Origin of the sequence: Streptomyces sp. HB132 (assembly GCF_016909575.1) — a bacterium.
Classification (GTDB): Bacteria; Actinomycetota; Actinomycetes; order Streptomycetales; family Streptomycetaceae; genus Streptomyces.
This window is the reverse complement of the sequence record NZ_JAFBGA010000019.1, coordinates 1-24,772: the sequence shown is the minus strand read 5'-3', so window position 1 is coordinate 24,772 and position 24,772 is coordinate 1. Positions and strand designations below refer to the sequence as shown.

22 protein-coding genes and 1 riboswitch are annotated in these 24,772 nt (G+C 70.7%); of the genes, 18 read left to right on the top strand and 4 right to left on the bottom strand.

Going from position 1 to position 24,772, the window contains the following annotated elements; all coding sequences use genetic code 11:
- Nucleotides 1-148: 148 nt before the first annotated feature.
- The 3 genes from JOC24_RS29210 to galE form a co-directional block, all read right to left on the bottom strand.
- Complete coding sequence (locus JOC24_RS29210; protein WP_239581149.1) at nucleotides 149-1,402, bottom strand: bifunctional class I SAM-dependent methyltransferase/N-acetyltransferase; 1,254 nt, start codon at nucleotides 1,400-1,402, stop codon at nucleotides 149-151.
- Between the two features lie 206 nt (nucleotides 1,403-1,608).
- Nucleotides 1,609-2,550 (bottom strand): cation diffusion facilitator family transporter, encoded by a 942-nt coding sequence (locus JOC24_RS29205; RefSeq protein ID WP_205023419.1) that lies wholly within the window; start codon nucleotides 2,548-2,550, stop codon nucleotides 1,609-1,611.
- 177 nt (nucleotides 2,551-2,727) lie between these two features.
- Nucleotides 2,728-3,714: a UDP-glucose 4-epimerase GalE gene (gene galE / locus JOC24_RS29200; protein ID WP_205023418.1), complete on the bottom strand. Its 987-nt coding sequence runs from the start codon at nucleotides 3,712-3,714 to the stop codon at nucleotides 2,728-2,730.
- A 352-nt stretch (nucleotides 3,715-4,066) separates the two neighbouring features.
- Here galE and JOC24_RS29195 point away from each other — a divergent pair, with 352 nt between their 5' ends.
- The 17 genes from JOC24_RS29195 (at nucleotide 4,067) to JOC24_RS29115 (ending at nucleotide 22,212) form a co-directional block, all read left to right on the top strand.
- Nucleotides 4,067-5,821 carry a DUF5941 domain-containing protein gene (locus JOC24_RS29195; RefSeq protein ID WP_205023417.1) on the top strand — a complete coding sequence of 585 codons (1,755 nt, stop codon included), beginning with the start codon at nucleotides 4,067-4,069 and terminating at the stop codon, nucleotides 5,819-5,821.
- Nucleotides 5,818-6,555, top strand: coding sequence for a phosphocholine cytidylyltransferase family protein (locus tag JOC24_RS29190; protein ID WP_205023416.1), 738 nt, complete (start codon nucleotides 5,818-5,820; stop codon nucleotides 6,553-6,555). The genes JOC24_RS29195 and JOC24_RS29190 overlap by 4 nt, the downstream gene beginning before the upstream one ends.
- Nucleotides 6,543-7,604 carry an iron-containing alcohol dehydrogenase family protein gene (locus JOC24_RS29185; RefSeq protein ID WP_205023415.1) on the top strand — a complete coding sequence of 354 codons (1,062 nt, stop codon included), beginning with the start codon at nucleotides 6,543-6,545 and terminating at the stop codon, nucleotides 7,602-7,604. The genes JOC24_RS29190 and JOC24_RS29185 overlap by 13 nt, the downstream gene beginning before the upstream one ends.
- Nucleotides 7,582-8,361, top strand: coding sequence for a CDP-alcohol phosphatidyltransferase family protein (locus JOC24_RS29180; RefSeq protein WP_205023414.1), 780 nt, complete (start codon nucleotides 7,582-7,584; stop codon nucleotides 8,359-8,361). Before JOC24_RS29185 ends, JOC24_RS29180 begins: the two co-directional genes overlap by 23 nt.
- A gap of 8 nt (nucleotides 8,362-8,369) precedes the next feature.
- On the top strand, nucleotides 8,370-9,242 hold the full coding sequence (locus JOC24_RS29175; protein WP_205023506.1) for a glycosyltransferase family 2 protein: 873 nt from the start codon (nucleotides 8,370-8,372) through the stop codon (nucleotides 9,240-9,242).
- A 107-nt stretch (nucleotides 9,243-9,349) separates the two neighbouring features.
- On the top strand, nucleotides 9,350-10,279 hold the full coding sequence (locus JOC24_RS29170; protein ID WP_205023413.1) for an ABC transporter permease: 930 nt from the start codon (nucleotides 9,350-9,352) through the stop codon (nucleotides 10,277-10,279).
- The gene (locus tag JOC24_RS29165) at nucleotides 10,272-11,057 is read left to right on the top strand and encodes an ABC transporter ATP-binding protein (RefSeq protein ID WP_205023412.1); all 786 of its coding nucleotides are present in this window, start codon (nucleotides 10,272-10,274) and stop codon (nucleotides 11,055-11,057) included. Before JOC24_RS29170 ends, JOC24_RS29165 begins: the two co-directional genes overlap by 8 nt.
- A 426-nt stretch (nucleotides 11,058-11,483) precedes the next feature.
- Nucleotides 11,484-12,404: a squalene synthase HpnC gene (hpnC, locus tag JOC24_RS29160; protein ID WP_205023411.1), complete on the top strand. Its 921-nt coding sequence runs from the start codon at nucleotides 11,484-11,486 to the stop codon at nucleotides 12,402-12,404.
- Nucleotides 12,405-12,433: 29 nt separating this feature from the next.
- Nucleotides 12,434-13,354, top strand: a complete 921-nt coding sequence (hpnD, locus tag JOC24_RS29155; RefSeq protein WP_205023505.1) for a presqualene diphosphate synthase HpnD — start codon at nucleotides 12,434-12,436, stop codon at nucleotides 13,352-13,354.
- Between the two features lie 88 nt (nucleotides 13,355-13,442).
- Nucleotides 13,443-14,831 carry a hydroxysqualene dehydroxylase HpnE gene (gene hpnE, locus JOC24_RS29150; protein WP_205023410.1) on the top strand — a complete coding sequence of 463 codons (1,389 nt, stop codon included), beginning with the start codon at nucleotides 13,443-13,445 and terminating at the stop codon, nucleotides 14,829-14,831.
- Complete coding sequence (locus JOC24_RS29145) at nucleotides 14,828-15,931, top strand: polyprenyl synthetase family protein (RefSeq protein ID WP_205023409.1); 1,104 nt, start codon at nucleotides 14,828-14,830, stop codon at nucleotides 15,929-15,931. The genes hpnE and JOC24_RS29145 overlap by 4 nt, the downstream gene beginning before the upstream one ends.
- Before the next feature lie 104 nt (nucleotides 15,932-16,035).
- Entirely contained in the window at nucleotides 16,036-18,042 is a 2,007-nt protein-coding gene (gene shc, locus JOC24_RS29140) for a squalene--hopene cyclase (protein ID WP_205023408.1), read from the top strand.
- Between the two features lie 4 nt (nucleotides 18,043-18,046).
- Nucleotides 18,047-18,700, top strand: a complete 654-nt coding sequence (locus tag JOC24_RS29135; RefSeq protein ID WP_205023407.1) for a phosphorylase family protein — start codon at nucleotides 18,047-18,049, stop codon at nucleotides 18,698-18,700.
- Nucleotides 18,701-18,706: 6 nt separating this feature from the next.
- The gene (gene hpnH / locus JOC24_RS29130; RefSeq protein ID WP_205023406.1) at nucleotides 18,707-19,726 is read left to right on the top strand and encodes an adenosyl-hopene transferase HpnH; all 1,020 of its coding nucleotides are present in this window, start codon (nucleotides 18,707-18,709) and stop codon (nucleotides 19,724-19,726) included.
- A 166-nt stretch (nucleotides 19,727-19,892) separates the two neighbouring features.
- On the top strand, nucleotides 19,893-21,287 hold the full coding sequence (locus JOC24_RS29125; RefSeq protein ID WP_205023405.1) for an aspartate aminotransferase family protein: 1,395 nt from the start codon (nucleotides 19,893-19,895) through the stop codon (nucleotides 21,285-21,287).
- Between the two features lie 65 nt (nucleotides 21,288-21,352).
- A complete protein-coding gene (locus JOC24_RS29120; RefSeq protein ID WP_205023404.1) occupies nucleotides 21,353-21,973 on the top strand; it encodes a helix-turn-helix domain-containing protein in 621 nt (206 codons plus the stop codon).
- Between the two features lie 65 nt (nucleotides 21,974-22,038).
- Nucleotides 22,039-22,212, top strand: a complete 174-nt coding sequence (locus JOC24_RS29115) for a DUF6126 family protein (RefSeq protein ID WP_205023403.1) — start codon at nucleotides 22,039-22,041, stop codon at nucleotides 22,210-22,212.
- A gap of 93 nt (nucleotides 22,213-22,305) precedes the next feature.
- Here JOC24_RS29115 and JOC24_RS29110 read toward each other — a convergent pair whose 3' ends face one another.
- Nucleotides 22,306-23,130: a tyrosine-protein phosphatase gene (locus JOC24_RS29110; protein WP_307792775.1), complete on the bottom strand. Its 825-nt coding sequence runs from the start codon at nucleotides 23,128-23,130 to the stop codon at nucleotides 22,306-22,308.
- 414 nt (nucleotides 23,131-23,544) lie between these two features.
- Nucleotides 23,545-23,703, top strand: a riboswitch (cyclic di-AMP (ydaO/yuaA leader).
- 4 nt (nucleotides 23,704-23,707) lie between these two features.
- Between JOC24_RS29110 and JOC24_RS29105 the strand changes: the two genes are divergently transcribed.
- A complete protein-coding gene (locus tag JOC24_RS29105) occupies nucleotides 23,708-24,622 on the top strand; it encodes a M23 family metallopeptidase (RefSeq protein ID WP_205023401.1) in 915 nt (304 codons plus the stop codon).
- The last annotated feature ends 150 nt before the right edge of the window (nucleotides 24,623-24,772 follow it).

Genomic DNA, 24,772 nt, shown 5'->3' with positions numbered 1-24,772 from the left:
ACCCATCCTTCGCTTTGGTTCCCGGCCTCGTGCGCCGGGCCCCCTCGAGTGCGGTCAAGTCTGCCGTACAAAGGCCGCTTGTCCGCACTTCGGCCGCTGGCATGTCCGCCCGCCGTGCCCCGGAGGGCACGGCGGGACGGACACCGGGTCAGACTCCGAAGGCCGCCGGGTAGTGGATCGTGCCCTGCGGCACCGGCACGGAATCGTCGAGGACCAGCGCGGTCATCGCCTCGTCGGGGACCTCGAAGCCCGGCCGGATCCCGAACCGTGACGCGGGCACGAAACCGAAGGCCGGGTAGTACTCCGGATGTCCGAGCACCAGGACGAGTGACTCCCCCCGCAGCCGCGCGGCGTCCAGCACCGCCCGGACCACCGCACGCCCGGCACCCCGGCGCTGGTGGGCGGGTGCGGTCGCCACCGGGGCCAGCGCGAGGGCGGGAGTCTCCCCGACCGTGCACCGCGTCAGCAGGGCGTGAGCCGCGACGGAACCGTCCGGGGCCTCGGCCACGTACGAGAGTCCGGGCAGCCACGCCGCCTCGTCGGTGCGGAGGGCGTCGACCAGGTCGGCCTCGGCCCGGGTCGGGAAGGCGGCCCCGACGACCCCGCGCACCGCGTCGCGGTCGGCAGCCGTCTCGGGTCGGGTCCGCCACCGGGGATCGGAGGGGCGCAGCACATAGCCGGCGTAGCCGTACTCCGCGCCGTGGCGGCGGCGTACCTCCAGCTCCTCACGGGCGGCCGCGAGCGCCTCCGGCATGCCCGGAGCCGACGGATCGGCCGAGGCCACCCGGTCGGCCAGCGGGACGTAGTACTCGTCCCAGTCGCCGTCGGGCTGCACCAGCACCCCGAGCACATGGCAGCCCGCCTCCACGGCCGCCGCGGTGTTCCCCAGGACGGGGCGCAGCGAGGCCTGCCGGTCCCAGAAGGCACGAGCCCCGGGCGACGGGGAGCCGGTGGTCCAGACGCACTCGGTGATCACCATCGATCCGCCGGGTGCGAGCAGCCGCTGCCAGTCCCGTACCGCGGTGTCGAAGCCGATGACGTACGCGGAACCCTCGGCCCAGACCAGGTCGTAGGACCCGTCCGCGAAGTCGTGTCCGACGAGATCGGCCATGTCGGCCCTGACGGTGCGGATCCGGTCACCGAGCCCGCGGGCCTCGGCGGCCTCGGTGAGCTCGTCGAGGAACGGCTGGTGCAGATCTACCGCCGTCACCTCGGCGCCGGCCTCCGCGGCCAGCAGCAGGGACGCCCTGCCCGGACCGCAGCCCAGGTCCAGAACACGCGGGCGGCCCGGCCGCGGGCCCGCCATGGCGAGCAGCCGCCGTGTGGTGGCATCGGAACCGGGGTTCTGCCTGGGCAGCCGGTGGTGCAGTGCGAAGAAGGAGTTGTACGTGTGGTCGGTCAAGAGGGGAACCCTTGGGTGAAAGGGCCCCGGCCGACGCGGCGTGTGGGAAGCCGAGCGGTCAGCCGGTGACCCGGAGGACGATGAGGGACCGATTGCTGCGCGGGGCAGCCGTCGTCGCGACCGTCATCAACCTCAGCTCCTTCTGGCTTCACCGGTCTCCGGATCCGGAGACACGAGGCAGACCCTAGCACCGGGCGCCCGGTGGCTCAGTGGCACAGCCGAGCCTCGTGCGCCGCGTGCCCGCTGGGCTCCAGCTGGAAGGTGCAGTGCTCGACGTCGAAGTGGTGACCGAGGCAGCCCTGCAGATCGTGCAGGAGCTTCTCGTGCCCGATCGAGTCCAGCATCTCCTGGTGCACGACCACGTGGGCGGAGAGGACGGGCATGCCCGAGGTGATCGTCCAGGCATGCAGGTCGTGGACGTCCAGCACGCCGGGCAGGGCCGTGATGTGGGCGCGGACCTCGTCCATGTCGACGCCCTTGGGTGCCGACTCCAGGAGTACGTCGAGGGTCTCCCGCAGGAGTTTCACCGTACGGGGGACGATCATGAGGCCGATCAGCAGCGAGGCGATGGGGTCGGCGGCCTGCCAGCCGGTGGCCATGATGATGCCCGCCGACACGAGCACCGTCACCGAGCCGAGTGTGTCCGCGACGACCTCGAGATAGGCACCCCGCACGTTCAGGCTTTCCTGCTGTCCGCGCATCAGCAGCGACAGGGAGACCACGTTGGCCACCAGGCCGACGGCGGCGAAAGCGATGGCCAGTCCGCCCCTGGTCTCCGCCGGGGTGATGAAGCGGTCGACGGCCTCGAAGACGAGGAAACCGCCGACGCCGAGGAGCAGCAGGCAGTTGGCCAGCGCGGCGAGGATCTCGGCACGGGCGAAACCGAAGGTGCGGTTGGGGCCGGCGGGCTTGTTGGCGAAGTGGATGGCCAGCAGGGCCATGCCCAGTCCCAGCGCGTCGGTCGCCATGTGGGCCGCGTCCGCGAGCAGGGCGAGCGAGTCGGCGAGCAGCCCGCCGACGATCTCCATGACCATGACGCCGAGCGTGATGCCCAGGGCGACCCGGAGCCGCCCCCTGTACGCGGCGGCGGCCGTTCCCGTCGGAAGTGGCCCTCCGTGCGTATGCCCATGATCGTGGCCAGCCCCCATGCGAACCCCTCCGCAATCCCGACGCGCGTACCTCGGACAGCTCGGACGCGGCTCGCCCGATGCGGCCAGTGAACTACGGGGGCGGGGCATGGGGCAACACGGCACTGAACACCGTTGTCATGTGCTCTGACCTGCGGAAACGATCGCAGGTCAGAGTGCCGCGCGGTCGCTGTCCCGCTACCGCGGGGTGCGGGCCTCCGGGTGGTTCAGGCACCAGCCCTCCCAGGCCGACTCGACCATCTCGCGCATGCCGCGGCGTGCCGTCCAGCCCAGCTCCCCGGTCATCAGGGCGGCCGACCCGACCGCCCTGGCCGCGTCGCCCGGCCTGCGGGCCTCGACGACGGGCTCCGTGCTCAGGCCGGTGACCTCACCGACCAGCTCGGCGAGACGGCGCACCGACACGCCTTCGCCCCGGCCGACGTTCACCGTGAGGTCATCGCCACCCGGGCTCCTGTCCAGGTGCCCGGCGATGGCGAGGTGCGCCTCCGCCAGGTCGGCCACATGGATGTAGTCGCGGACACACGTGCCGTCCGGCGTCGGGTAGTCGTCACCGAAGATCCGCGGGGCCTCGCCCCGCGTCAGCCGGTCGAAGAACATCGGTACGACGTTGAAGACACCTGTGTCGGCCAGCTCGGGCTCGGCGGCCCCGGCCACGTTGAAGTACCGCAGACAGGCCGTCGAGATGCCGTGGGCCCGTCCCGTCGCGCGCACCAGCCACTCCCCGGCGAGCTTGGTCTCGCCGTACGGGTTGATCGGCGCGCACGGCGTCTCCTCCGTGATCAGCTCGACGTCCGGGACGCCGTAGACCGCCGCGGATGAGGAGAACAGGAAGCGCCGCACGCCGGCCGCGACCACGGCCTCCAGCAGGACGGTCAGGCCGGCCACGTTCTCCCGGTAGTAGAGCAGCGGCTTCTCGACCGACTCACCGACCTGCTTCTTCGCCGCGAGATGCACCACTCCCGTGACGGCGTGCTCCGCAAGAACCCGGTCGAGGACCGCGCGGTCCGAGGCGGATCCCCGTACCAGCGTGACGTCCGCGGGCAGCCGGGCCTCGATGCCCGTCGAGATGTCGTCGAGGACGACCAACCGTTCCCCGGCCCCCGCCATGGCCTTCGCCACATGTGCCCCGATGTAACCGGCTCCGCCTGTGATCAACCACGTCATGCACGTCAGCTTAGACCGGCCGGTGAGGAGGACAGCCCACGGTTCACCGGTCGGCCCGTGCGCTGCCCGGACGCGGTTTGTGAGTCGAGGCGTTGATCGACGATGATGATCGCGAACGGCGCCGGATGATGGCCGATTCGCCCGAACGGAGCGCAAACGGGTGGTGAACTCGGCCTTCCGTTCATCCGATAGCCTCAGCCGACGTGCCGCCGGCCCGCCCCCGGGCCACATGCCGCGCGCCGTTTCCCGTCATCGCACCAAGGAGTGAGTTCGTCTGTCGACCGCCATCCTCACCGGTGCGCCGGTACCCGGATCGTCGCTCGAGGACGATCTGCGGTCACTCGGCTTCGACGTGACTGCCGCAGCCGACGCCACAGAGGCCGCCGAGCTGCTCGCCGCAGTCCCCGCGAGCAGGCGCGTCGCGCTCGTGGACCCCCGTTTCGTCGGCCACGTCCACGCCCTCAGGCTCGGGCTCACCGACCCCCGCTTCGCCGCCGCCTCCATCCCCGGAGCGCTCACCGCGCAGCCCGAGGCCCGCCCCGCGCTGCTCCGCGCCCTGCGCAGGGCCGTCACCGCCGTGGGCGCAGGGAGTCCCGTCGCGCCCCCCGGCGCCGGAGGCGTCACCGAGGACCGCACGGTGCCCGGCCGGCTGGCCGTGGCACTGGACGCGGAGGGCACCACGGTGCAGCGCCCCGAGCTCGGTTCGCTCACGGCCGCCGTGCCCACCGCGCCCGAGGAGCGGAATTCCGCACGCACCGCCGTCGCCGCCGTCGACGACGAGGCCGTACGGCTGCGCAGCGCAGTGAAGGCCCACGACGGCTTCTTCACCACGTACTTCATCAGCCCGTACTCCCGCTACATCGCCCGCTGGTGCGCCCGCCGGGGTCTCACCCCGAACCAGGTCACCACCGCCTCGCTGATCACCGCGCTCATCGCGGCGGGCAGCGCGGCGACCGGAACCCGCGGCGGCTACGTCGCGGCCGGGGTGCTCCTGCTCCTCTCCTTCGTCCTGGACTGCACCGACGGGCAGCTCGCCCGGTACTCGCTCCAGTACTCGACGATGGGTGCCTGGCTGGACGCCACCTTCGACCGGGCCAAGGAGTACGCGTACTACGCGGGCCTCGCCCTCGGCGCCGCCCGCGGCGGCGACGACGTATGGGTACTGGCCCTCGGCGCGATGGTGCTCCAGGCCTGCCGCCATGTCGTCGACTTCTCGTTCAACGAGGCCAACCACGACGCGGTGTCCAACACGAGCCCCACCGCCGCGCTCTCCGACAAGCTCGACAGCGTCGGCTGGACGGTCTGGCTGCGCCGGATGATAGTGCTGCCCATCGGCGAACGATGGGCCATGATCGCCGTGCTCACAGCCGTGACCACGCCCCGGATCGTCTTCTACGCCCTGCTCATCGGCTGCGCACTGGCCGCCTGTTACACCACGGCGGGCCGGCTGCTGCGGTCGCTGACCCGCAAGGCCCGGCGCACCGACCGGGCGGCCGTGGCGCTGGCCGACCTCGCCGACTCGGGACCGCTCGCCCAGGCCGTCGGCACCGTGCTCCGGCGTCCGGGAGGCGGCTTCACCGCGCCGCTCCTGGCGTTCGCCGGAGCGCTGGTGATCGTCGCCGCCGCACTGTACGCGCCCTACGGCGGATGGCTGACCGTCGGCGCCGCCGGCGTGTACGCGGTCCTCTCCGGCCTCGCGGTCTCACGGCCGCTCAAGGGCGCGCTCGACTGGCTCGTCCCGCCGGTCTTCCGGGCGGCCGAGTACTGCACGATCCTGGTGCTGGCCGCCCGCAGTGACGTGCCGCACGCCGTCCCCGCGGCATTCGGCCTGGTCTCCGCCGTCGCCTACCATCACTACGACACGGTGTACCGCATCCGAGGCGGCACCGGAGCGCCGCCCCGGTGGCTGGTGCGCACCATCGGCGGGCACGAGGGCCGGACCCTTGCCGTGGCCGTCCTCGCCGCCGCGCTGACCCACGGTTCAGGTTTCACCACGGCCCTCACCGCGTTCGCGGCCGCCGTGGCTCTGGTGGTGCTCGTGGAGTCCATCCGCTTCTGGGTGTCCTCCTCCGCCCCCGCCGTACACGACGAAGGAGAACTCGCATGATCGGCCTCGTACTGGCTGCCGGTGCCGGACGCCGTCTGCGTCCCTACACGGACACGCTGCCCAAGGCACTTGTGCCGGTGGACGGCGAGAAGACGGTCCTGGACCTGACGCTGGCCAACTTCGCGGCGGTCGGACTCACCGAGGTCGCGGTCGTCGTCGGCTACCGCAAGGAGGCGGTCTACGCCCGCAAGGCCGAGTTCGAGGCGAAGTACGGCGTGACGCTGACGCTCATCGACAACGACAAGGCCGAGGAGTGGAACAACGCCTACTCCCTCTGGTGCGCGCGTGAGGTCCTGAAGCAGGGCGTCATCCTCGCCAACGGCGACACCGTGCACCCGGTCTCCGTCGAGAAGACCCTCCTGGACGCGCGCGGCAAGGGCCAGAAGATCATCCTCGCCCTCGACACGGTGAAGAACCTCGCCGACGAGGAGATGAAGGTCATCACCGAGGGCGACAAGGGTGTCCGCCGGATCACCAAGCTGATGGACCCCGCCACGGCGACCGGCGAGTACATCGGCGTGACTCTGATCGAGCCGGAGGCGGCCGAGGAGCTCGCCGACGCCCTGAGGACCACCTTCGAGCGCGACCCCGACCTCTACTACGAGGACGGCTACCAGGAGCTCGTGAACCGCGGCTTCACAGTCGACGTCGCCCCCATCGGGGAGGTCACGTGGGTCGAGATCGACAACCACGAGGACCTCGCCCGCGGCAGGGAGATCGCGTGCCTGTACTGACCCGCCTCATCCCGTCCCCGGTCGTCGTCGACATCCGGCGCGGCGCCATGGACGACCTGGCCGGTCTCCTCGCGGACCAGCGGATCTCCAATTCCGGCAGGCTCGCCGTCGCCATAAGCGGCGGCTCGGGACAGGCGCTGCGGGAGAAGATCTCGCCGCTCCTGCCCGGCGCCGACTGGTACTGCGTGGCCGGTGGCGACATCGACGCCGCCGTGAAGCTCGCCGACGACATCAAGGGCAAGCGGTACGACGCGGTGGTCGGCCTCGGAGGAGGCAAGATCATCGACGTGGCGAAGTACGCCGCCGCCCGGGTCGGCCTGCCGCTGGTGTCCGTCGCCACGAACCTCGCCCACGACGGTCTGTGCTCGCCGGTCGCGACACTGGACAACGACAACGGGCGCGGTTCCTACGGTGTGCCGATGCCCATCGCGATGGTCATCGATCTCTCGGTCATCCGTGAGGCGCCGGTCCGCTTCGTGCGCTCCGGCATCGGTGACGCGATCTCCAACATCTCGGCCATCGCCGACTGGGAGCTCTCGCACCGGGTCAACGGCGAGAAGATCGACGGACTGGCCGCCGCGATGGCCCGTACGGCGGGCGAGGCCGTCCTGCGTCACCCCGGAACCGTGGCGGACGACGAGTTCCTCACCATTCTGGCGGAGTCGCTGGTGCTCTCCGGCATCGCGATCTCGATCAGCGGGGACACCCGGCCGTCGTCCGGCGCCTGCCACGAGATCAGTCACGCCTTCGACCTGCTCTTCCCCACGCGCGCGGCCAGCCACGGCGAGCAGGTCGGCCTCGGCGCCTGCTTCGCCATGCACCTGCGCGGCGCGCACGAGGAGGCCCTCCGGACGGCGGCCGTGCTGCGGCGCCACGGGCTGCCGGTGCTGCCCGAGGAGATCGGCTTCACCACCGAAGAATTCGTGCGGGCCGTCGACTACGCCCCGCAGACGCGTCCGGGACGTTTCACGGTCCTGGAGCACCTCAACCTGTCCACCGACCAGATCAGGGACGCGTACGCCGACTATGCAAAAGCCATCCATAGCTGAACTCCGCCCCGTCGTTCACCCCCCGGGTGTGAAGGACCGGCGCAGCGGCGAGCACTGGGCGGGTCGGCTCTACATGCGCGAGATCTCGCTGCGCATCACCCGGCGCCTGGTGACCACCAAGGTCACGCCCAACCAGCTGACCTACGTGATGACCGTCGCCGGTGTGCTCGCGGCTCCGGCTCTGCTGGTCCCGGGCATCCCGGGCGCGCTGCTCGGCGTGGTCGCGGTCCAGCTCTACCTGCTCTTCGACTGCGTCGACGGCGAGGTGGCCCGGTGGAAGAAGCAGTACTCCCTGGGCGGGGTCTACCTGGACCGGGTGGCCGCATACCTCTGCGACGCGGCGGTGCTGGTCGGCTTCGGCCTGCGTGCCGCCGACCTGTGGGGCCCGGGACGCATCGACTGGCTGTGGGCCTTCCTGGGCACGCTCGCCGCGCTCGGCGCCATCCTGATCAAGGCCGAGACCGACCTCGTCGGGGTCGCCCGCCACCAGGGCGGGCTGCCGCCCGTCAAGGAGGCCGCGTCCGAGCCGCGCTCCTCCGGCATGGCGCTGGCCCGCCGGGCGGCCGGAGCGCTCAAGTTCCACCGGCTGATCCTCGGCATCGAGGCGTCGCTGGTCATCCTGGTGGTGGCCGTGCTCGACACCGTCAGGGACGATTTCTTCTTCAGCCGTCTCGCGGTCGCGGTCATGGCCGGCATCGCCCTGCTCCAGACCGTCCTGCACCTGGTGTCGATCCTTGCGTCGAGCAGGCTGAAGTGAGCTCTCCCATGAAACTCGGCGCGGTCATCATCACCATGGGCAACCGACCCGACGAACTGCGCACGCTGCTCGACTCGGTCGCCAAGCAGGACGGCGACCGGATCGAGGTGGTCGTCGTCGGCAACGGCGCCCCGGTCCCCGACGTCCCCGCGGGCGTACGGACCGTCGAGCTGCCCGAGAACCTGGGTATTCCGGGCGGGCGCAACGTCGGCATCGAGGCCTTCGGGCCGTCCGGCGCCGACGTGGACGCCCTGCTCTTCCTCGACGACGACGGGCATCTGCCGAACACCGACACCGCCGAGCTCTGCCGGCAGGCGTTCGAGGCGGACCCGAAGCTCGGCATCGTCACCTTCCGCATCGCGGATCCCGACACCGGCGTCACACAGCGACGGCACGTGCCGCGGCTGCGTGCCTCCGACCCGATGCGCTCGTCCCGCGTCACGACGTTCCTCGGCGGCGCGAACGCGGTGCGCAGCCAGGTGATCGCCGAGGCGGGCCCGCTCCCGGGCGAGTTCTTCTACGCCCATGAGGAGACCGACCTCGCATGGCGGGCGCTGGACGCCGGCTGGGCGATCGAATACCGCGCGGACATGGTGCTCAACCACCCCACCACGGCCCCTTCGCGTCACGCGGTCTACCACCGCATGGTGGCCCGCAACCGCGTCTGGCTCGCCCGCCGGAACCTGCCCGCACCGCTGGTTCCGCTCTACGTCGGGGTCTGGCTGCTCCTCACCCTGGTCCGCAGGCCCTCTCTCCCTGCCCTCAAAGCATGGTTCGGAGGTTTCCGGGAAGGCTGGACCAAGCCCTGCGGACCCCGGCGCCCGATGAGGTGGCGTACGGTATGGCGGCTGACCAGGCTGGGCCGGCCACCGGTGATCTGAGAGGCTCTCCTCTGAGACCATGAGCCGTATTCATTCGTACGGGGAACCTGTCCGCCTCGGCCGCGCCCGCGACCGGCTGCGCATTGTGAAGACGAGAGTTCTTAACTGTGAGTGACACGACCCACGACGGCGGGATTGCGCTGAGCAGCCCGCCGTCCGCCGACGAGGGACTGAGCGCGTCCCAGCTCGCCGACAAGTACGGCTTGACGGTGAGCGGAGCCCGGCCCGGGCTGTTCGCGTACATCCGGCAGCTCTGGGGCCGCAGGCACTTCATCCTGGCGTTCTCCAGGGCGAAGCTGACCGCGCAGTACAGCCAGGCCAAGCTCGGCCAGCTGTGGCAGGTGGCCACGCCCCTGCTGAACGCCCTGGTCTACTTCCTGATCTTCGGGATCATCCTCGGCACCGCCAGGGGGATGAGCAAGGAGGTCTTCATCCCGTTCCTGGTGACCGGTGTCTTCGTCTTCACCTTCACCCAGAGTTCGGTCATGGCCGGGGTGCGCTCCATCTCGGGCAACATCGGCCTGGTCCGGGCGCTGCACTTCCCCCGCGCGTCGCTGCCCGTCTCGTTCTCGCTGCAGCAGCTCCAGCAGCTGCTGTACTCGATGATCGTGCTGCTCGCCGTGGCGGTCGGTTTCGGCAGCTACCCGGGGCTCTCCTGGCTGCTGGTCATCCCGGCGCTGGCCATGCAGTTCCTCTTCAACACCGGCCTGGCGCTCGTGATGGCCCGGCTGGGCAGCAAGACCCCCGACCTCGCCCAGCTGATGCCGTTCGTCATGCGCACCTGGATGTACGCCTCGGGTGTGATGTTCTCCATCCCCGTGATGCTGGCGGACAAGCCGCAGTGGATCGCCGACGTGCTGCAGTACAACCCGGCGGCCATCTACATGGACCTGGTCCGCTTCGCGCTGATCGACGGCTACGGCTCCGAGAACCTGCCGCAGCACGTCTGGGCGGTCGGGCTGGCCTGGTCGCTCGTCGTGGGCGTCGTGGGCTTCGTGTACTTCTGGAAGGCAGAGGAACGGTACGGCCGTGGCTGAGGAATCGTCCCAGGGACACATCCCCACCGTGATCGCGGACGACGTGCACATCGTGTACCGCGTCAACGGCACGGGAGGCGGCAAGGGCAGCGCCACCGCGGCGCTGAGCCGCATCATGCGCCGCGGCAAGGGCGAACCGCGCGGTGTGCGCAAGGTGCACGCGGTGCGGGGTGTCTCCTTCACCGCCTACCGTGGCCAGGCGATCGGCCTGATCGGCACCAACGGTTCGGGCAAGTCCACCCTCCTGCGGGCCATCGCCGGCCTGCTGCCGACCGAGCACGGCAGCGTGTACACCGACGGGCAGCCGTCGCTGCTCGGCGTCAACGCGGCGCTGATGAGCGACCTGACCGGTGAGCGCAACGTCGTTCTCGGCGGTCTCGCGATGGGAATGAGCCGCGAGGAGATCCGCGCGCGGTACCAGGACATCGTGGACTTCTCCGGGATCAACGAGAAGGGCGACTTCATCACGCTGCCGATGCGGACGTACTCGTCCGGCATGGCGGCACGCCTGCGCTTCTCGATCGCGGCCGCCAAGAACCACGACGTCCTCATGATCGACGAGGCGCTGGCCACCGGTGACCGCAAGTTCCGGGTCCGTTCCGAGGAGCGGATCCGCGAGCTGCGCAAGGAGGCGGGCACCGTCTTCCTCGTCAGCCACAACAACAAGACGATCAGGGACACCTGCGACCGGGTGCTGTGGCTGGAGAAGGGCGAACTCCTGATGGACGGCCCCACCGAAGAAGTACTCAAGGCGTACGAGCGGGAGACGGGCAAGTAGCCGCCGTACGTCCGTGGGCCCCGACGGCGCGTGGCGTCGGGGCCCACGCTGAGGGACCCGTGGAAGGGGCCCGTGACGGAGGGCCCCAGGGCGCCCCCGGGCGGATCTCCTCCCGGCGGATGACGTCAATCGACGTGTGTCCGGGGAAGGTTGACGGCGGCCGCGGTGTCGTACGGGGCGCGCTGCACCCCGGCGCGGCCCTGTGAGCTGTACAACGTAAGCTGTAACGGTGCTGATTCGCGGCAATGTGGGGTGATACGCCCCCGGCACATCGCCCGTTGTGTGCATGTCGCACTCGGCCGGACGAGCGGCGTGTCCGAAAAGGTATGTTTTGGGTGAGCAGTGTAGAACGGGAGATATGACGGCAATGATGGCAAATCTCCAGCTCCGACGTGGTGTGGCCGTCCCCGCGTCGGGCGGTACGCGGTGACCCGTCCCCGAGAGGCGCGCGAAGACGCCGCCGCAACCGCCACGCTCGACAAGGCCGCGCACGAGAACTTCCCCGTGGCCCCCTTCTTCCTGCCCCGCGCCTGGCGCGAGGACCTGATGGCCGTCTACGGCTTCGCCCGCCTCGTCGACGACATCGGTGACGGCGACCTGGCCCCCGGCGGTGCCGACGCCCGTCACCTCGGCCTCGAACCCGGGCAGAGCGAGGACAGGCTCGCCGCCCTCGACGCCCTCGAAGCCGATCTGCACCGCGTCTTCTCGTCCACCGGCGGAGGGCCGCGCCACCCCCTGATGCGCGCCCTGGGCCCCACGGTGCGGAGCTGCGCGCTGACCCCCGAACCCTTTCTCGGGCTCCTCGAAGCCAACCGGCAGGACCAGAAGGTCCGCCGCTACGGGACCTACGGGGAGCTGCTGGCCTACTGCGAGCTCTCCGCCAACCCCGTCGGCCGCCTCGTCCTGCAGATCACCGGCACCGCGAGCCCCGAGCGGATCCGCCGCTCCGACGCCGTCTGCACCGCCCTGCAGATCGCCGAGCACCTCCAGGACGTCACGGAGGATCTCGGCCGCGACCGGATCTACCTGCCCGCCGAGGACATGGCCCGTTTCCACGTCGGCGAAACCGACCTGGCGGCACCGTCCGCAGGCGCGGCGGTGAGGTCCCTGGTGGCGTTCGAGGCGGAGCGCGCCCGCGAGCTGCTGGCCGAGGGCGTACCCCTGGTGGGCAGCGTCCACGGCCGGCTCAAGCTGCTGCTCGCCGGATTCGTCGGCGGAGGGCGGGCCGCCCTCGGCGCGATCTCGGCCGCCGGTTTCGACGTACTGCCCGGACCGCCCGGACCCACCGCGCCCGGACTGCTGCGCGAAGTCGGGAACGTCCTGCGAAGAGCGCACAGAGAGAGGTGAGCCCGACCGTGGAGGGACAGACGACGTACATGTCGGCACCGGTACAGGCCGCGTACAGCTACTGCGAGGCCGTCACCGGACAGCAGGCCCGCAATTTCGCGTACGGCATCCGACTGCTGCCGTACGAGAAGCGGCAGGCCATGTCGGCGCTGTACGCCTTCTCCCGGCGGGTCGACGACATCGGCGACGGCGAGCTGGATCCGGAGACCAAGCACGTCCGGCTGGAGGAGACCCGGGACCTGCTCGGCCGGATCCGCGACAAGGCGGTCGACGAGGACGACACCGACCCGGTCGCGGTCGCGCTCGCCGACGCCGCGCGCCGGTTTCCGCTGCCGCTCGGCGGGCTCGACGAGCTCATCGACGGCGTGCTGATGGACGTGCGCGGCGCGACCTACGAGACCTGGGACGACCTGAAGACGTACTGCCGGTGCGTCGCGGGTGCCATCGGACGCCTCAGCCTGGGCGTCTTCGGGACGGCGGAGGGCGCACCCGGCGCGGAGCGGGCCGCGGAGTACGCCGACACCCTCGGCCTCGCGCTCCAGCTCACCAACATCCTGCGCGACGTCCGCGAGGACGCCGGCAACGGGCGTACGTACCTGCCCGCCGACGACCTCGCCAAGTTCGGGTGCTCCGCCGGATTCCACCGGGCCACCCCGCCCCCGGGGGCGGACTTCGCCGGTCTGGTGCACTTCGAGGTCCGCCGCGCGCGGGCCCTCTTCGCCGAGGGCTACCGGCTGCTGCCCATGCTGGACCGGCGCAGCGGTGCCTGCGTAGCCGCCATGGCCGGCATCTACCGCCGGCTCCTCGACCGGATCGAACGTGATCCCGAGGCGGTCCTGCGCGGCAGGGTCTCGCTGCCCGGCCACGAGAAGGCGTACGTTGCGGTGCGCGGGCTGTCGGGCCTCGACGCGCGGTACATCTCACGCCGGACGGCGAGGGGGAGGGTCTGATGACGGATCAGGTCCGACGGGCGGCGGGAGCAACCTCCGAGCGTGCGGTGGCGTCCCTCTCCGCGACCACGCGGCGAAGGGAGCGGGCATGACCGGCCGCAGCCCTGGTTCCTCCCGGGCCGTCGTCGTCGGCGGCGGCCTCGCAGGCGTCACCGCGGCACTGCGTCTCGCCGACGCGGGGCTCGGCGTCACTCTGCTCGAAGGCCGTCCCCGTCTCGGCGGGCTCGCCTTCTCCTTCCGGCGCGGCGAGCTGTCCGTCGACAACGGCCAGCACGTCTACCTGCGCTGCTGCACGGGCTACCGCTGGTTCCTGGAGCGGATCGGGGGCACCCACCTCGCCCCGTTGCAGGACCGCCTCGACGTGCCCGTGCTCGACGTGGGGCGGCCTGCCGGGCCCAGACTCGGACGGCTGCGCCGCACCGGGCTGCCCGTACCGCTGCATCTCGCCGGCGGGCTCGCCGCCTACCCGCACCTCTCCCTGGCGGAGAAGGCCGGTGTCGCCCGCGCCGCACTGGCGCTGGGCCGTCTCGACCCCGCCGACCCCGCGCTCGACGGCATCGACTTCGCCACCTGGCTGCGCCGCCAGGGGCAGTCGCAGCGCACCATCGAGGCCCTCTGGGACCTCGTCGGAGTCGCCACGCTCAACGCCACCGCGCCGAACGCCTCCATGGCGCTCGCCGCGATGGTCTTCAAGACCGGGCTCCTCTCGGAGCCGGGCGCCGCCGACATCGGCTGGGCCGCCGTGCCGCTCGGTGACCTCCACGACACCCTCGCACGCAAGGCGCTCGAATCAGCGGGCGTGGAGATCCACCTGCGCACCCGGGCCGCTTCCCTCACCCGTACCGAGCACAGCCGCCGGGCCGTGGAGACCGACGGCGAACGGTTCGAGGCGGACACCGTCGTCCTCGCCGTGCCGCAGGGGGAGACCCATCGTCTGCTGCCCGGCGGCGCGCTCGACGACCCCGGCCGCCTGCTCGACCTCACCGACGCACCGATCCTGAACGTGCACGTCGTCTACGACCGCACGGTGCTGCGCAGGCCCTTCTTCGCCGCGCTCGGCTCACCCGTGCAGTGGGTCTTCGACCGCACGGCGTCCTCCGGCCTCCAGGGCGGCGGCCAGTACCTCGCGGTCTCCCAGTCCGCGTCTCAGGACGAGATCGATCTGCCCGTCGCCGAGCTGCGCAGGCGCTACCTTCCCGAACTCGAGCGGCTGCTCCCGGCGGCGCGAGGCGCCCGGATCCGCGACTTCTTCGTCACCCGGGAGCGCACCGCGACCTTCGCGCCCGCACCCGGCGTGGGGCGCCTGAGGCCGGGTGCGCACACCCGCGACCCCAAACTGCATCTGGCGGGAGCATGGACCGCCACCGGCTGGCCCGCCACGATGGAGGGTGCCGTCCGCAGTGGCCGCACCGCCGCGGACGCCGCGCTCCAGGCACTCGGCCGGCCACACGAACATCCGCTGCAGGAGGCGGCATGAGCAGTACCACCGGAACAAGAGGAGAGTCTGTGACCCCGGCGAATCCGGCTTACGACACCGTGGCGGACACCACGGACGTCACCGCGCTTCTGGAGCGTGGAAGGGCCCTGTCAGCGCCGGTGCTGCGAGCTGCCGTGGACCGGCTGGCGCCGCCCATGGACACCGTCGCGGCGTACCACTTCGGCTGGATCGATGCCCATGGCCGACCGGCCGAGGGCGACGGCGGCAAGGCCGTGCGTCCCGCCCTGGCCCTGCTTTCCGCGGAGGCGGCAGGCGCCCCGGCGGAAGCCGGGATCCCCGGAGCCGTGGCCGTCGAACTCGTGCACAACTTCTCGCTGCTGCACGACGATCTGATGGACGGCGACGAGCAGCGCCGTCACCGCGACACCGTATGGAAGGTGCACGGCCCCGCCCAGGCGATCCTCGTCGGCGACGCGCTCTTCGCGCTGGCCAACGAGATCCTGCTGGAGCTCGGCACGGTCGAGGCCGGCCGGGCGGCCCGCCGGCTGACCACGGCCAGCCGCAAGCTGATCGACGGCCAGGCCCAGGACATCTCGTACGAACACCGCGAGCGGGTCACCGTCGAGGAGTGCCTGGAGATGGAGGGCAACAAGACGGGCGCCCTCCTCGCCTGCGCCGTCTCCATCGGCGCCGTGCTCGGCGGAGCCGACGACCGTACCGCCGACACGCTGGAGGCGTACGGCTACCACCTCGGCCTCGCCTTCCAGGCGGTCGACGACCTGCTCGGGATCTGGGGCGACCCCGATGCCACGGGCAAGCAGACCTGGAGCGACCTGCGCCAGCGCAAGAAGTCCCTGCCCGTCGTGGCCGCGCTCGCCGCGGGCGGGCCCGCCTCGGAGCGTCTGGGCGAACTGCTCGCCGAGGACGCCAAGAGCAGTGATTTCGACAGCTTCTCCGAAGAGGAGTTCGCCGCCCGCGCGGCTCTCATCGAGGAGGCGGGCGGCCGTGAGTGGACCGCCCAGGAAGCCCGCCGTCAGCACGCGGTAGCCATCGAGGCGCTGCACGGCGTCGACATGCCGGAACGGGTGCGGGCGCAGCTCACCGAGCTCGCCGACTTCGTGGTCGTACGAAAGAGATGATCACCATCCAGATATGACTCGCAGTCGCCGGCGGGCGCCCCACGGGGCGCCCGCCGACGGAGACCCCAGCACAGCAGAGGACAGCACTGCACGAAGGGGAAGCCATGACAGCGACGACCAACGGAAGCACCGGGGCCGCGAACCTCCGCGCAGCCCCGGCAGGCGATCCGACCCAACCAACCATTGCCGCGGACGATGTTCTCGCCGTCGCGCGGCAGGCCGCAGAACGCTCGGTGGAGCACCTCCTCGGCCGGCAGGACGAGCAGGGCTGGTGGAAGGGCGACCTCGCCACCAACGTCACCATGGACGCCGAAGACCTGCTGCTCCGTCAGTTCCTGGGCATTCAGGACCCGGACACCGTCAAGGCCGCGGCCCGCTTCATCCGGGGCGAGCAACTCGTCGACGGCACCTGGAACACCTTCTACGAGGGACCGCCCGACCTTTCCGCCACCATCGAGGCGTACGTCGCGCTGCGCCTGGCGGGGGACCGGCCCGACGACCCCCACATGATCCGCGCGGCCGGCTGGGTCAGGGAACAGGGCGGTATCGCGGAGTCCCGGGTCTTCACCCGGATCTGGCTCGCTCTCTTCGGCTGGTGGAAGTGGGACGACCTGCCGGAGCTCCCGCCCGAGCTGATGTTCTTCCCGAAGTGGGTCCCGCTCAACATCTACGACTTCGGCTGCTGGGCCCGCCAGACCATCGTGCCGCTCACCATCGTGTCCGCGATGCGGCCAGTTCGTCCGGCGCCCTTCCCCCTGGACGAACTGCACACCGACCCGGCGAACCCCGCACCGTCCAGGTCCATCGCGCCCGCCGTCAGTTGGGACGGCGTCTTCCAGCGGCTCGACAAGGCGCTGCACCTCTACCACAGGGTCGCCCCGCGCAAGCTGCGGCGCATCGCCATGAACACCGCCGCCCGCTGGATCATCGAACGGCAGGAGAACGACGGTTGCTGGGGCGGCATCCAGCCCCCCGCGGTGTACTCCGTCATCGCTCTTCACCTGCTCGGATACGATCTCGACCACCCGGTCATGCGGGCGGGACTCGAATCGCTCGACCGGTTCGCCGTGTGGCGCGAGGACGGCGCCCGCATGGTCGAGGCCTGCCAGTCCCCGGTCTGGGACACCTGCCTCGCCACCATCGCCCTCGCCGACGCGGGAGTGAGCCCCGACCACCCGGCGCTGGTGAGAGCAGCCGACTGGATGCTGGGCGAGGAGATCGTGCGTCCCGGCGACTGGGCCGTGCGCAAGCCCCGACTGGCACCTGGTGGATGGGCGTTCGAATTCCACAACAGCAACTACCCGGACATCGACGACACCGCCGAAGTCGTCCTGGCGCTGCGCCGCGTCCGGCATCCCGACCCGGCCCGCCTCGAGGCTGCCATCGAGCGCGGAGTGCGCTGGAACCTCGGCATGCAGTCGCGCAACGGAGCCTGGGGAGCCTTCGACGCGGACAACACCAGTCCGCTGCCCAACCGGCTGCCGTTCTGCGACTTCGGTGAGGTCATCGACCCGCCGTCGGCCGACGTCACGGGACACGTCGTGGAGATGCTCGCCGTCGAAGGGCGGGCACAACACCCCCGTACCCGCCGCGGCGTCGAGTGGCTGCTCGCCGAACAGGAGCCGAGCGGCGCCTGGTTCGGCCGATGGGGCGTCAACTACATCTACGGGACGGGCTCGGTGGTGCCCGCGCTCATCGCGGCCGGTGTGCCGTCCGCGCACCCAGCGGTGCAACGGGCCGTCGAATGGCTGAAGTCGGTACAGAACGACGACGGAGGCTGGGGCGAGGACCTGCGCTCCTACCGTGAGGAGAAGTGGATCGGCCACGGCAGCTCGACCGCGTCCCAGACCGCGTGGGCGCTCCTCGCGCTCCTGGCCGCGGGCGAGCAGGAGAGCAGGTCCGTCGAGCGGGGAGTCGCCTGGCTGGCGGAGACCCAGCAGGCCGACGGATCCTGGGACGAGCCGCACTTCACCGGCACCGGTTTCCCCTGGGACTTCTCCATCAACTACCACCTGTACCGGCAGGTCTTCCCCCTCACCGCACTCGGCCGCTACGTGTACGGAGACCCCTTCGCCACAGCCGCCGGTATCGGTGCGGGCAAGGGGGCCTGAACCGATGGGTGGTGCACAGGAGCCGCCCGCCACGCCGCTGCTGATCGCCTGCGCGCTCGGCATCGAGCGGTTCGCGCTGCGCACCGGCAGGACGGGCGGCGCAACGGGCCCGGGCCCCGTGAGCATCATCAGGTCCGGGATGGGCCCCAGGGCGGCGGAGAACGCCGTCCGGACCGCGCTGGGACGGCACGGGGCCGGAGGTACCGCGGTCATCGCCTCCGGCTTCTGCGCGGGGCTGGAACCCGGCATGCATCCGGGCGACCTCGTGGTGGCCGAGGAGACCCGCGACGCCGGCGGCACCACGGCGTGCACCGGTACCGGTCTGCTGGTCGACGCACTGGTCAGGGCGGTGCCCGGACGTACGGTCCACACCGGGCCGCTGGCCGGCTCCGGACACGTCGTCCGGGGGCCGGCGCGGGCCGGCCTCCGGGCCACCGGCGCCATCGCGGTGGACATGGAGTCCGCCGCCACACTCCGCACCGCCGTGCGGACGGGGGCACGTCCGGTTGCGGCCGTACGGGTGGTCGTGGACGCTCCAGAGCATGAGCTCGTCCGTATCGGCACGGTCCGCGGTGGAATATCGGCATTCCGCGTCCTTCGTGCCGTACTTCCGGCTTTTCATGAATGGCACCGTTCTTTGCTGCTCCCCAGGAGGTGAGCCCAGATGGCCATGCCGCTCCGCCAGACCATCAAGGTCGCGACGTATCTCTTCGAACAGAAGCTCCGCAAGAGGGACAAGTTCCCGCTGATCGTCGAGCTGGAACCCCTGTTCGCCTGCAATCTGGCCTGCGAGGGCTGCGGGAAGATCCAGCATCCGGCCGGAGTGCTCAAGCAGCGCATGCCGGTCGCGCAAGCGGTCGGGGCGGTGCTCGAGTCAGGGGCCCCGATGGTCTCCATCGCCGGTGGCGAGCCACTGATGCACCCGCAGATCGACGAGATCGTCCGCCAGTTGGTGGCGAAGAGGAAGTACGTCTTCCTCTGCACCAACGCCATGCTGATGCGCAAGAAGCTCGAGAAGTTCACCCCGTCGCCCTACTTCGCCTTCGCCGTGCACATCGACGGACTGCGTGAGCGGCACGACGAGTCGGTCGCCAAGGAAGGCGTCTTCGACGAAGCGGTGGAGGCGATGAAGGAGGCCAAACGCCGCGGCTTCCGCGTCACGACCAACTCCACCTTCTTCAACACCGACACCCCGCAGACCGTCATCGAGGTTCTCAACTTCCTCAACGACGAACTGAAGGTGGACGAGATGATGATCTCGCCCGCCTACGCCTACGAGAAGGCGCCCGACCAGGAACACTTCCTGGGAGTGGAACAGACCCGTGAGCTCTTCAAGAAGTCCTTCTCGGGAGGCAACCGCGGGCGCTGGAGGCTGAACCACTCGCCGCTCTTCCTGGACTTCCTGGAGGGCAAGGCCGATTTCCCCTGCACGGCGTGGGCGATCCCCAACTACTCGCTCTTCGGATGGCAGCGGCCCTGCTACCTGATGAGCGACGGTTACGTCCCCACCTACCGGGAGCTGATCGAGGACACGGACTGGGACAAGTACGGCCGGGGCAAGGACCCGCGCTGCGCCAACTGCATGGCGCACTGCGGCTACGAACCCACCGCGGTGCTCGCCACCATGGGGTCGCTGAAGGAATCCCTGCGAGCGGCACGGGAGACCGTCGGCGGGAACCGGTGACCTCGTCACCACGAGGCAGCCGGCCGCTCCGGGTCTCCCCGGACCGCCGGCCCGGCCCGGACGCCGCCACCGGCGGCGCGTCCGGGCCGGGCCGGTGCGCAAGCGCCGTGGCACCGGAGCGCCGCACGGCGGCGGCAGAGCGGAACGTGGCGAGGGAGGACGGGGCATGAAGGACGAACGGCCGGGCTTTGATCTGGCGCGGCTCCTCGAGGAGCGAGGAGCCGAACGCTACGAGCTGCACACCCGCCACCTCAACCACCAGCTGCCGCGGATGCTCCACACCCTAGGTTTCGACAAGGTCTACGAGCGGGCCGAGGGTGCGTACTTCTGGGACGCGGAGGGCAACGACTACCTGGACATGCTCGCCGGCTTCGGCGTGATGGGTCTCGGCAGGCACCACCCCGTCGTGCGTCAGGCGCTCCACGACGTCCTGGACGCCTCCCTGGCCGACCTCACCCGCTTCGACTGCCAGCCGCTGCCCGGCCTGCTGGCCGAGAGGCTGCTGGCGCACAGCCCACACCTGGACAGGGTGTACTTCGGCAACAGCGGCACGGAGGCGGTCGAGGCGGCGCTGAAATTCGCCCGGTACGCCACCGGCAAACCGCGGATCCTCTACTGCGACCACGCCTTCCACGGGCTGACGACCGGCGCGCTCTCCGTCAACGGCGAGAAGGGGTTCCGGGACGGGTTCGCGCCCCTGCTGCCCGACACCGCCATTCCGCTCGGCGACCTCGACGCGCTGCGGCGCGAGCTGGGGCGCGGTGACGTTGCCGGCCTGATCGTGGAGCCGATCCAGGGCAAGGGCGTCCACGCCTCACCGCCCGGCTTCCTGCGGGAGGCACAGGAGCTGCTGCACCGGCACAAGGCCGTGCTCATCGCCGACGAGGTGCAGACCGGGCTCGGCAGGACCGGCGACTTCTACGCGTACCAGCACGAGCAGGGGGTCGAACCCGATCTGCTGTGTGTCGCCAAGGCGCTCTCGGGGGGCTACGTTCCGATCGGCGCCACGCTCGGCAAGGACTGGATCTTCAAGCGCGTCTACTCCTCCATGGACCGGGTCCTCGTCCACTCGGCCAGCTTCGGATCCAACGCCCAGGCCATGGCGGCCGGGCTCGCCGTACTCGCGGTGATGGAGCAGGAGGAGACCGTCGCGAACGCCCGCCGCACCGGTGATCTGCTGCGCGAGCGGCTCGCCGCGCTCGTCGGACGCTACGAACTGCTCCACGAGGTCCGCGGTCGAGGTCTGATGATCGGCATCGAGTTCGGACGGCCCTCGTCCCTCGGGCTCCGCAGTCGCTGGACGATGCTGCAGGCGGCCCGCAAGGGGCTGTTCGCGCAGATGGTGGTGGTGCCGCTGCTGCAGAAGCACCGGATCCTCACCCAGGTCTCCGGCGATCACCTGGAGGTGATCAAGCTGATCCCACCGCTGGTCATCGGTGAACCGGAGGTCGACCGCTTCGTCACCGCCTTCACCGCCGTCATGGACGACGCGCACAGCGGAGGCGGGCTGATGTGGGACTTCGGCAGGACCCTGGTGAAACAGGCCGTCGCCAACCGCTGACCGCCCATTTTTGCCTCTGAGGCAAGTGATTTGCCTCAGAGGGAAGGCGGTGGCTCAATGGAGACATGAATCCTCCTGACGGAGGGGTGGCCGACGAACTCCCGGGAATCGGGCCGCGCCTGCGTGACCTGCGTCGCAATCGCGGCCTCACCCTGGAGGCGGCGGCCGGCCGGGCGGAACTCTCCCCGGCCCACCTCTCCCGGCTCGAGACGGGGCGGAGGCAGCCTTCGCTGCCGATGCTGCTCGGCCTCGCCCGTGTCTACGGTACGACCGTCTCCGAGCTCCTGGGTGAGGCGCCACCCGAACGTGACGCGATCGTCCGCGGAGGCCCGCTCGACGGCGCGCCCGGTGGCACCGCGGCGGGCGGCTGGCTCTACCGGCAGGCCGGCGGACCTGGTCGTGCGATGCAGGCGCTGCGCGTCCGGGTCCCGTACGGCACCGAGGGAGACCTCGTGCGCGTCCACCCCGGAGAGGAATGGCTGTACGTGCTCGACGGCCGGCTGCGGGTCGTGCTGGGGGAGACCGTGCACGATCTCGATCCCGGTGACAGCGCGCACTTCGACTCGCTCACCCCGCACCGGATCGCGGCGCCGGACATCACCGGGGCGCGCCTGCTCTTCGTCCACACCCTGCTGCAGAGCCCCGTCGCCGAACTGTGCCCGGGCAGCGGGATCCACCGGCTCTGATCCCGCACGCCCCATTTGCGTACCCTTCGTCACCCCGGCCCGAGCGGTCGGGAGAGAGGACCGTCATGTCCGATTCGGAGTACTACGACCCGCTCACCCCGCGCAGGCCGAAGAGCGCGGACACGCAGGAGCGGCGGATGCCGCGCGGCGTCGTGATCCGGCTCTTCGCGTACCTGGTGGCCGGACATGTCATCGCGGCCTTCCTCTTCCTGCTCTTCACCGTGGCCGGCAAGGGCTGACCCCTGGCCTCGCACGCCCCCGCCGAGGCGCTCACGCGGCTTCGCGTTGCGTCACACTCCCTCGACGAGGCGCTCGCGCGGCTTCGCGTTGCGTCACACTCCCTCGACGAGGCGCTCACGCAGCTTCGCGCGGGTCTCGTGGCTGATCCCCAGCCCTTCGAGGAGGTAGCGGTCGGTGCCGCCCCAGACCTCCTCGATCGTGGCGAACGCGGCGTCGAGGTATTCGGCGTGCGCCCCGAAAAGAGGATTGAGCAGCTCCATCACCTCGTCGGACATTCCCACCGGTGAGGTGTCGCTGCGCCGCACCTTGTAGCGGCGGTGCGCGTCGTTCGACTTGAGGTAGTCGGCCTCGATGGCCTCCCTCTCCACGCCCACCGCGAGCAGCGAGACCGCGATCGACAGGCCCGCCCGGTCCTTGCCCGCCGCGCAGTGCATCAGCGCCGGGACGCTGTCCTCGGCCAGCGCGTGCAGCACACGGCTGTGTTCGGCGGTGCGGTCCTTGATGATCGAGCGGTACGACGCGACCATCCGCTCGGTCCCCTTGCCGTCGGCCAGGATCGAGCGCAGCTGCTGGATGTTCCCGTCACGAACCAGCCGCCAGAACTCCGCGCCGTCGGCCGGATCAGAGAGTGGAATGCTGATATTCCGGACTCCGGGCAGCTCCACGTCGAAACCGTCGAGCTTGTGGTCGGCCGCGTTGCGGAAGTCGAAGACCGTGTGCAGGCCGAGTCCGGTGAGGAAGGCGGTGTCGGTCTCGGTGGCGTGGGCGAGGTGACCGCTGCGATAGAGGCGCCCGTACCGTACGGAGCGGCCGTCCGCCGTCGGAAGTCCGCCGACGTCGCGGAAGTTGCGGACACCGGTCAGATCGACGTCCGCCGGGTCGGGGCCGACCGGCGGGACCTCTGGCAGCTGCGTCACAAGGGCTCCTGGAGTGTCGGGCGTCGGCGCCGCTCGCCGACGGGGGCACGCTCGCGACGATACGACATGGCTGCAGCGCGCAGCCGTCTCGGTCGCCGTGCCGGTACCCGTCGGGCGGCGCGGCATCGGAGCATTGTCCGTAATGGTGCATTTATCAGAACATGCCCCGCTTGTACGGGAGATGGGGTGAGGTGGGTGAGCGGGATCATATCCGTGACGGTGAGTGGTGAAGCGCCCGAGGGGTATTCCGGGCGCTGTGCGGAAAGCCAAGATCCCTAATCCACGGAGTGTGACGGGAATTCCGCGCGGCAATCGACGCTTCGATTCCTGCGCGCAATCCGCGGCTTGTTCGCCGCGTCCCGGCTCGCTTACGGTCACGGTCAATCCGGACGGAACGCCTAATCCTGCCGCCGCCCGGAATCCGCACCGACTCACGTGTGGCAGGAGCGGGGGAACCAGGTAAGCCGCCTGCCGGAGGGATCCGGTACGGCTAGGGGTCAAGTCGCGCACCACGCGGCCGGGCATCTCCAGTCCGAACCCGACAGCTCACCTCGCAGGCGCCGGAGAGGAATTCCCCATGCCCGCAAAAGGCAAGCACCGTCGCACGAAGACCGGCCCGATCTCCCGAGGCGTCATCGCCGCAGGGACCGGCGGCGCCGTTCTCGCCCTTCCGCTGATCGGCGCCACCGGCGCCCACGCCGCCGAGCAGGCCGCGCCGGCCAAGTCCGTCGCCGCCCACAGCACCCCCGCCTCGGCGGCGAAGAGCTCCCCGAAGACCTATTCCGTGGTCGCCGGGGACTACCTGGCGAAGATCGCGGCCGACCAGAAGGTCAAGGGCGGCTGGCAGAAGCTGTACAAGGACAACCGTGACGTCGTCGGCGAGAACCCGAGCCTGATCCTCCCGGGCATGAAGCTGACGCTCGGGGCCAAGGCCTCCGGCCCCGCGGAGAAGTCCGCCGAGGCCACGCCCTCCAAGGCCGCCCCGTCGACAGCGAAGAAGGCCGCTCCGGCGAAGAAGACGGCCGCCCCGGTCGAGGAGACGGCTGCGAAGACCGCCGACACCGGAGCAGCCGCGAGCAGCAGCTCCGGCTGGGCCGCCCCGGTCGAGAACGCCAACGTCACCACCCAGTACCGCGCCTCCGGCGCCAGCTGGTCCAGCGGCTACCACACCGGCTCCGACTTCCAGGCGGCCTCCGGCACCAACGTCCGGTCCATCGGTCCGGGCACCGTGGTATCCGCGGGCTGGAGCGGCTCGTACGGCAACGAGGTCGTCATCCAGCACAGCGACGGGATGTACTCCCAGTACGCGCACCTCTCCTCCCTCGAGGTGTCGGCCGGCCAGACCGTGACCGGCGGCCAGCAGCTCGGCCTCTCCGGCTCCACCGGCAACTCCACCGGCCCGCACCTCCACTTCGAGGTCCGCACCGGTCCGAGCTACGGCTCTGACGTCGACCCGATCGCCTACCTGCGGTCGCACGGCGTGTCCATCTGAGACACACACCCGAGGGTGAAGGAGTGGGGGGGGGGGGGGGGGGGCCCCCCCCCCCCCCCGAGTTGCGGGGTTACAAAAACAAAACCGGGGGGGTTTTTCACCAACCCCCCAACCCCCATTTAGGGGGGGGGGGGGGTCAGAGAGGGGGGC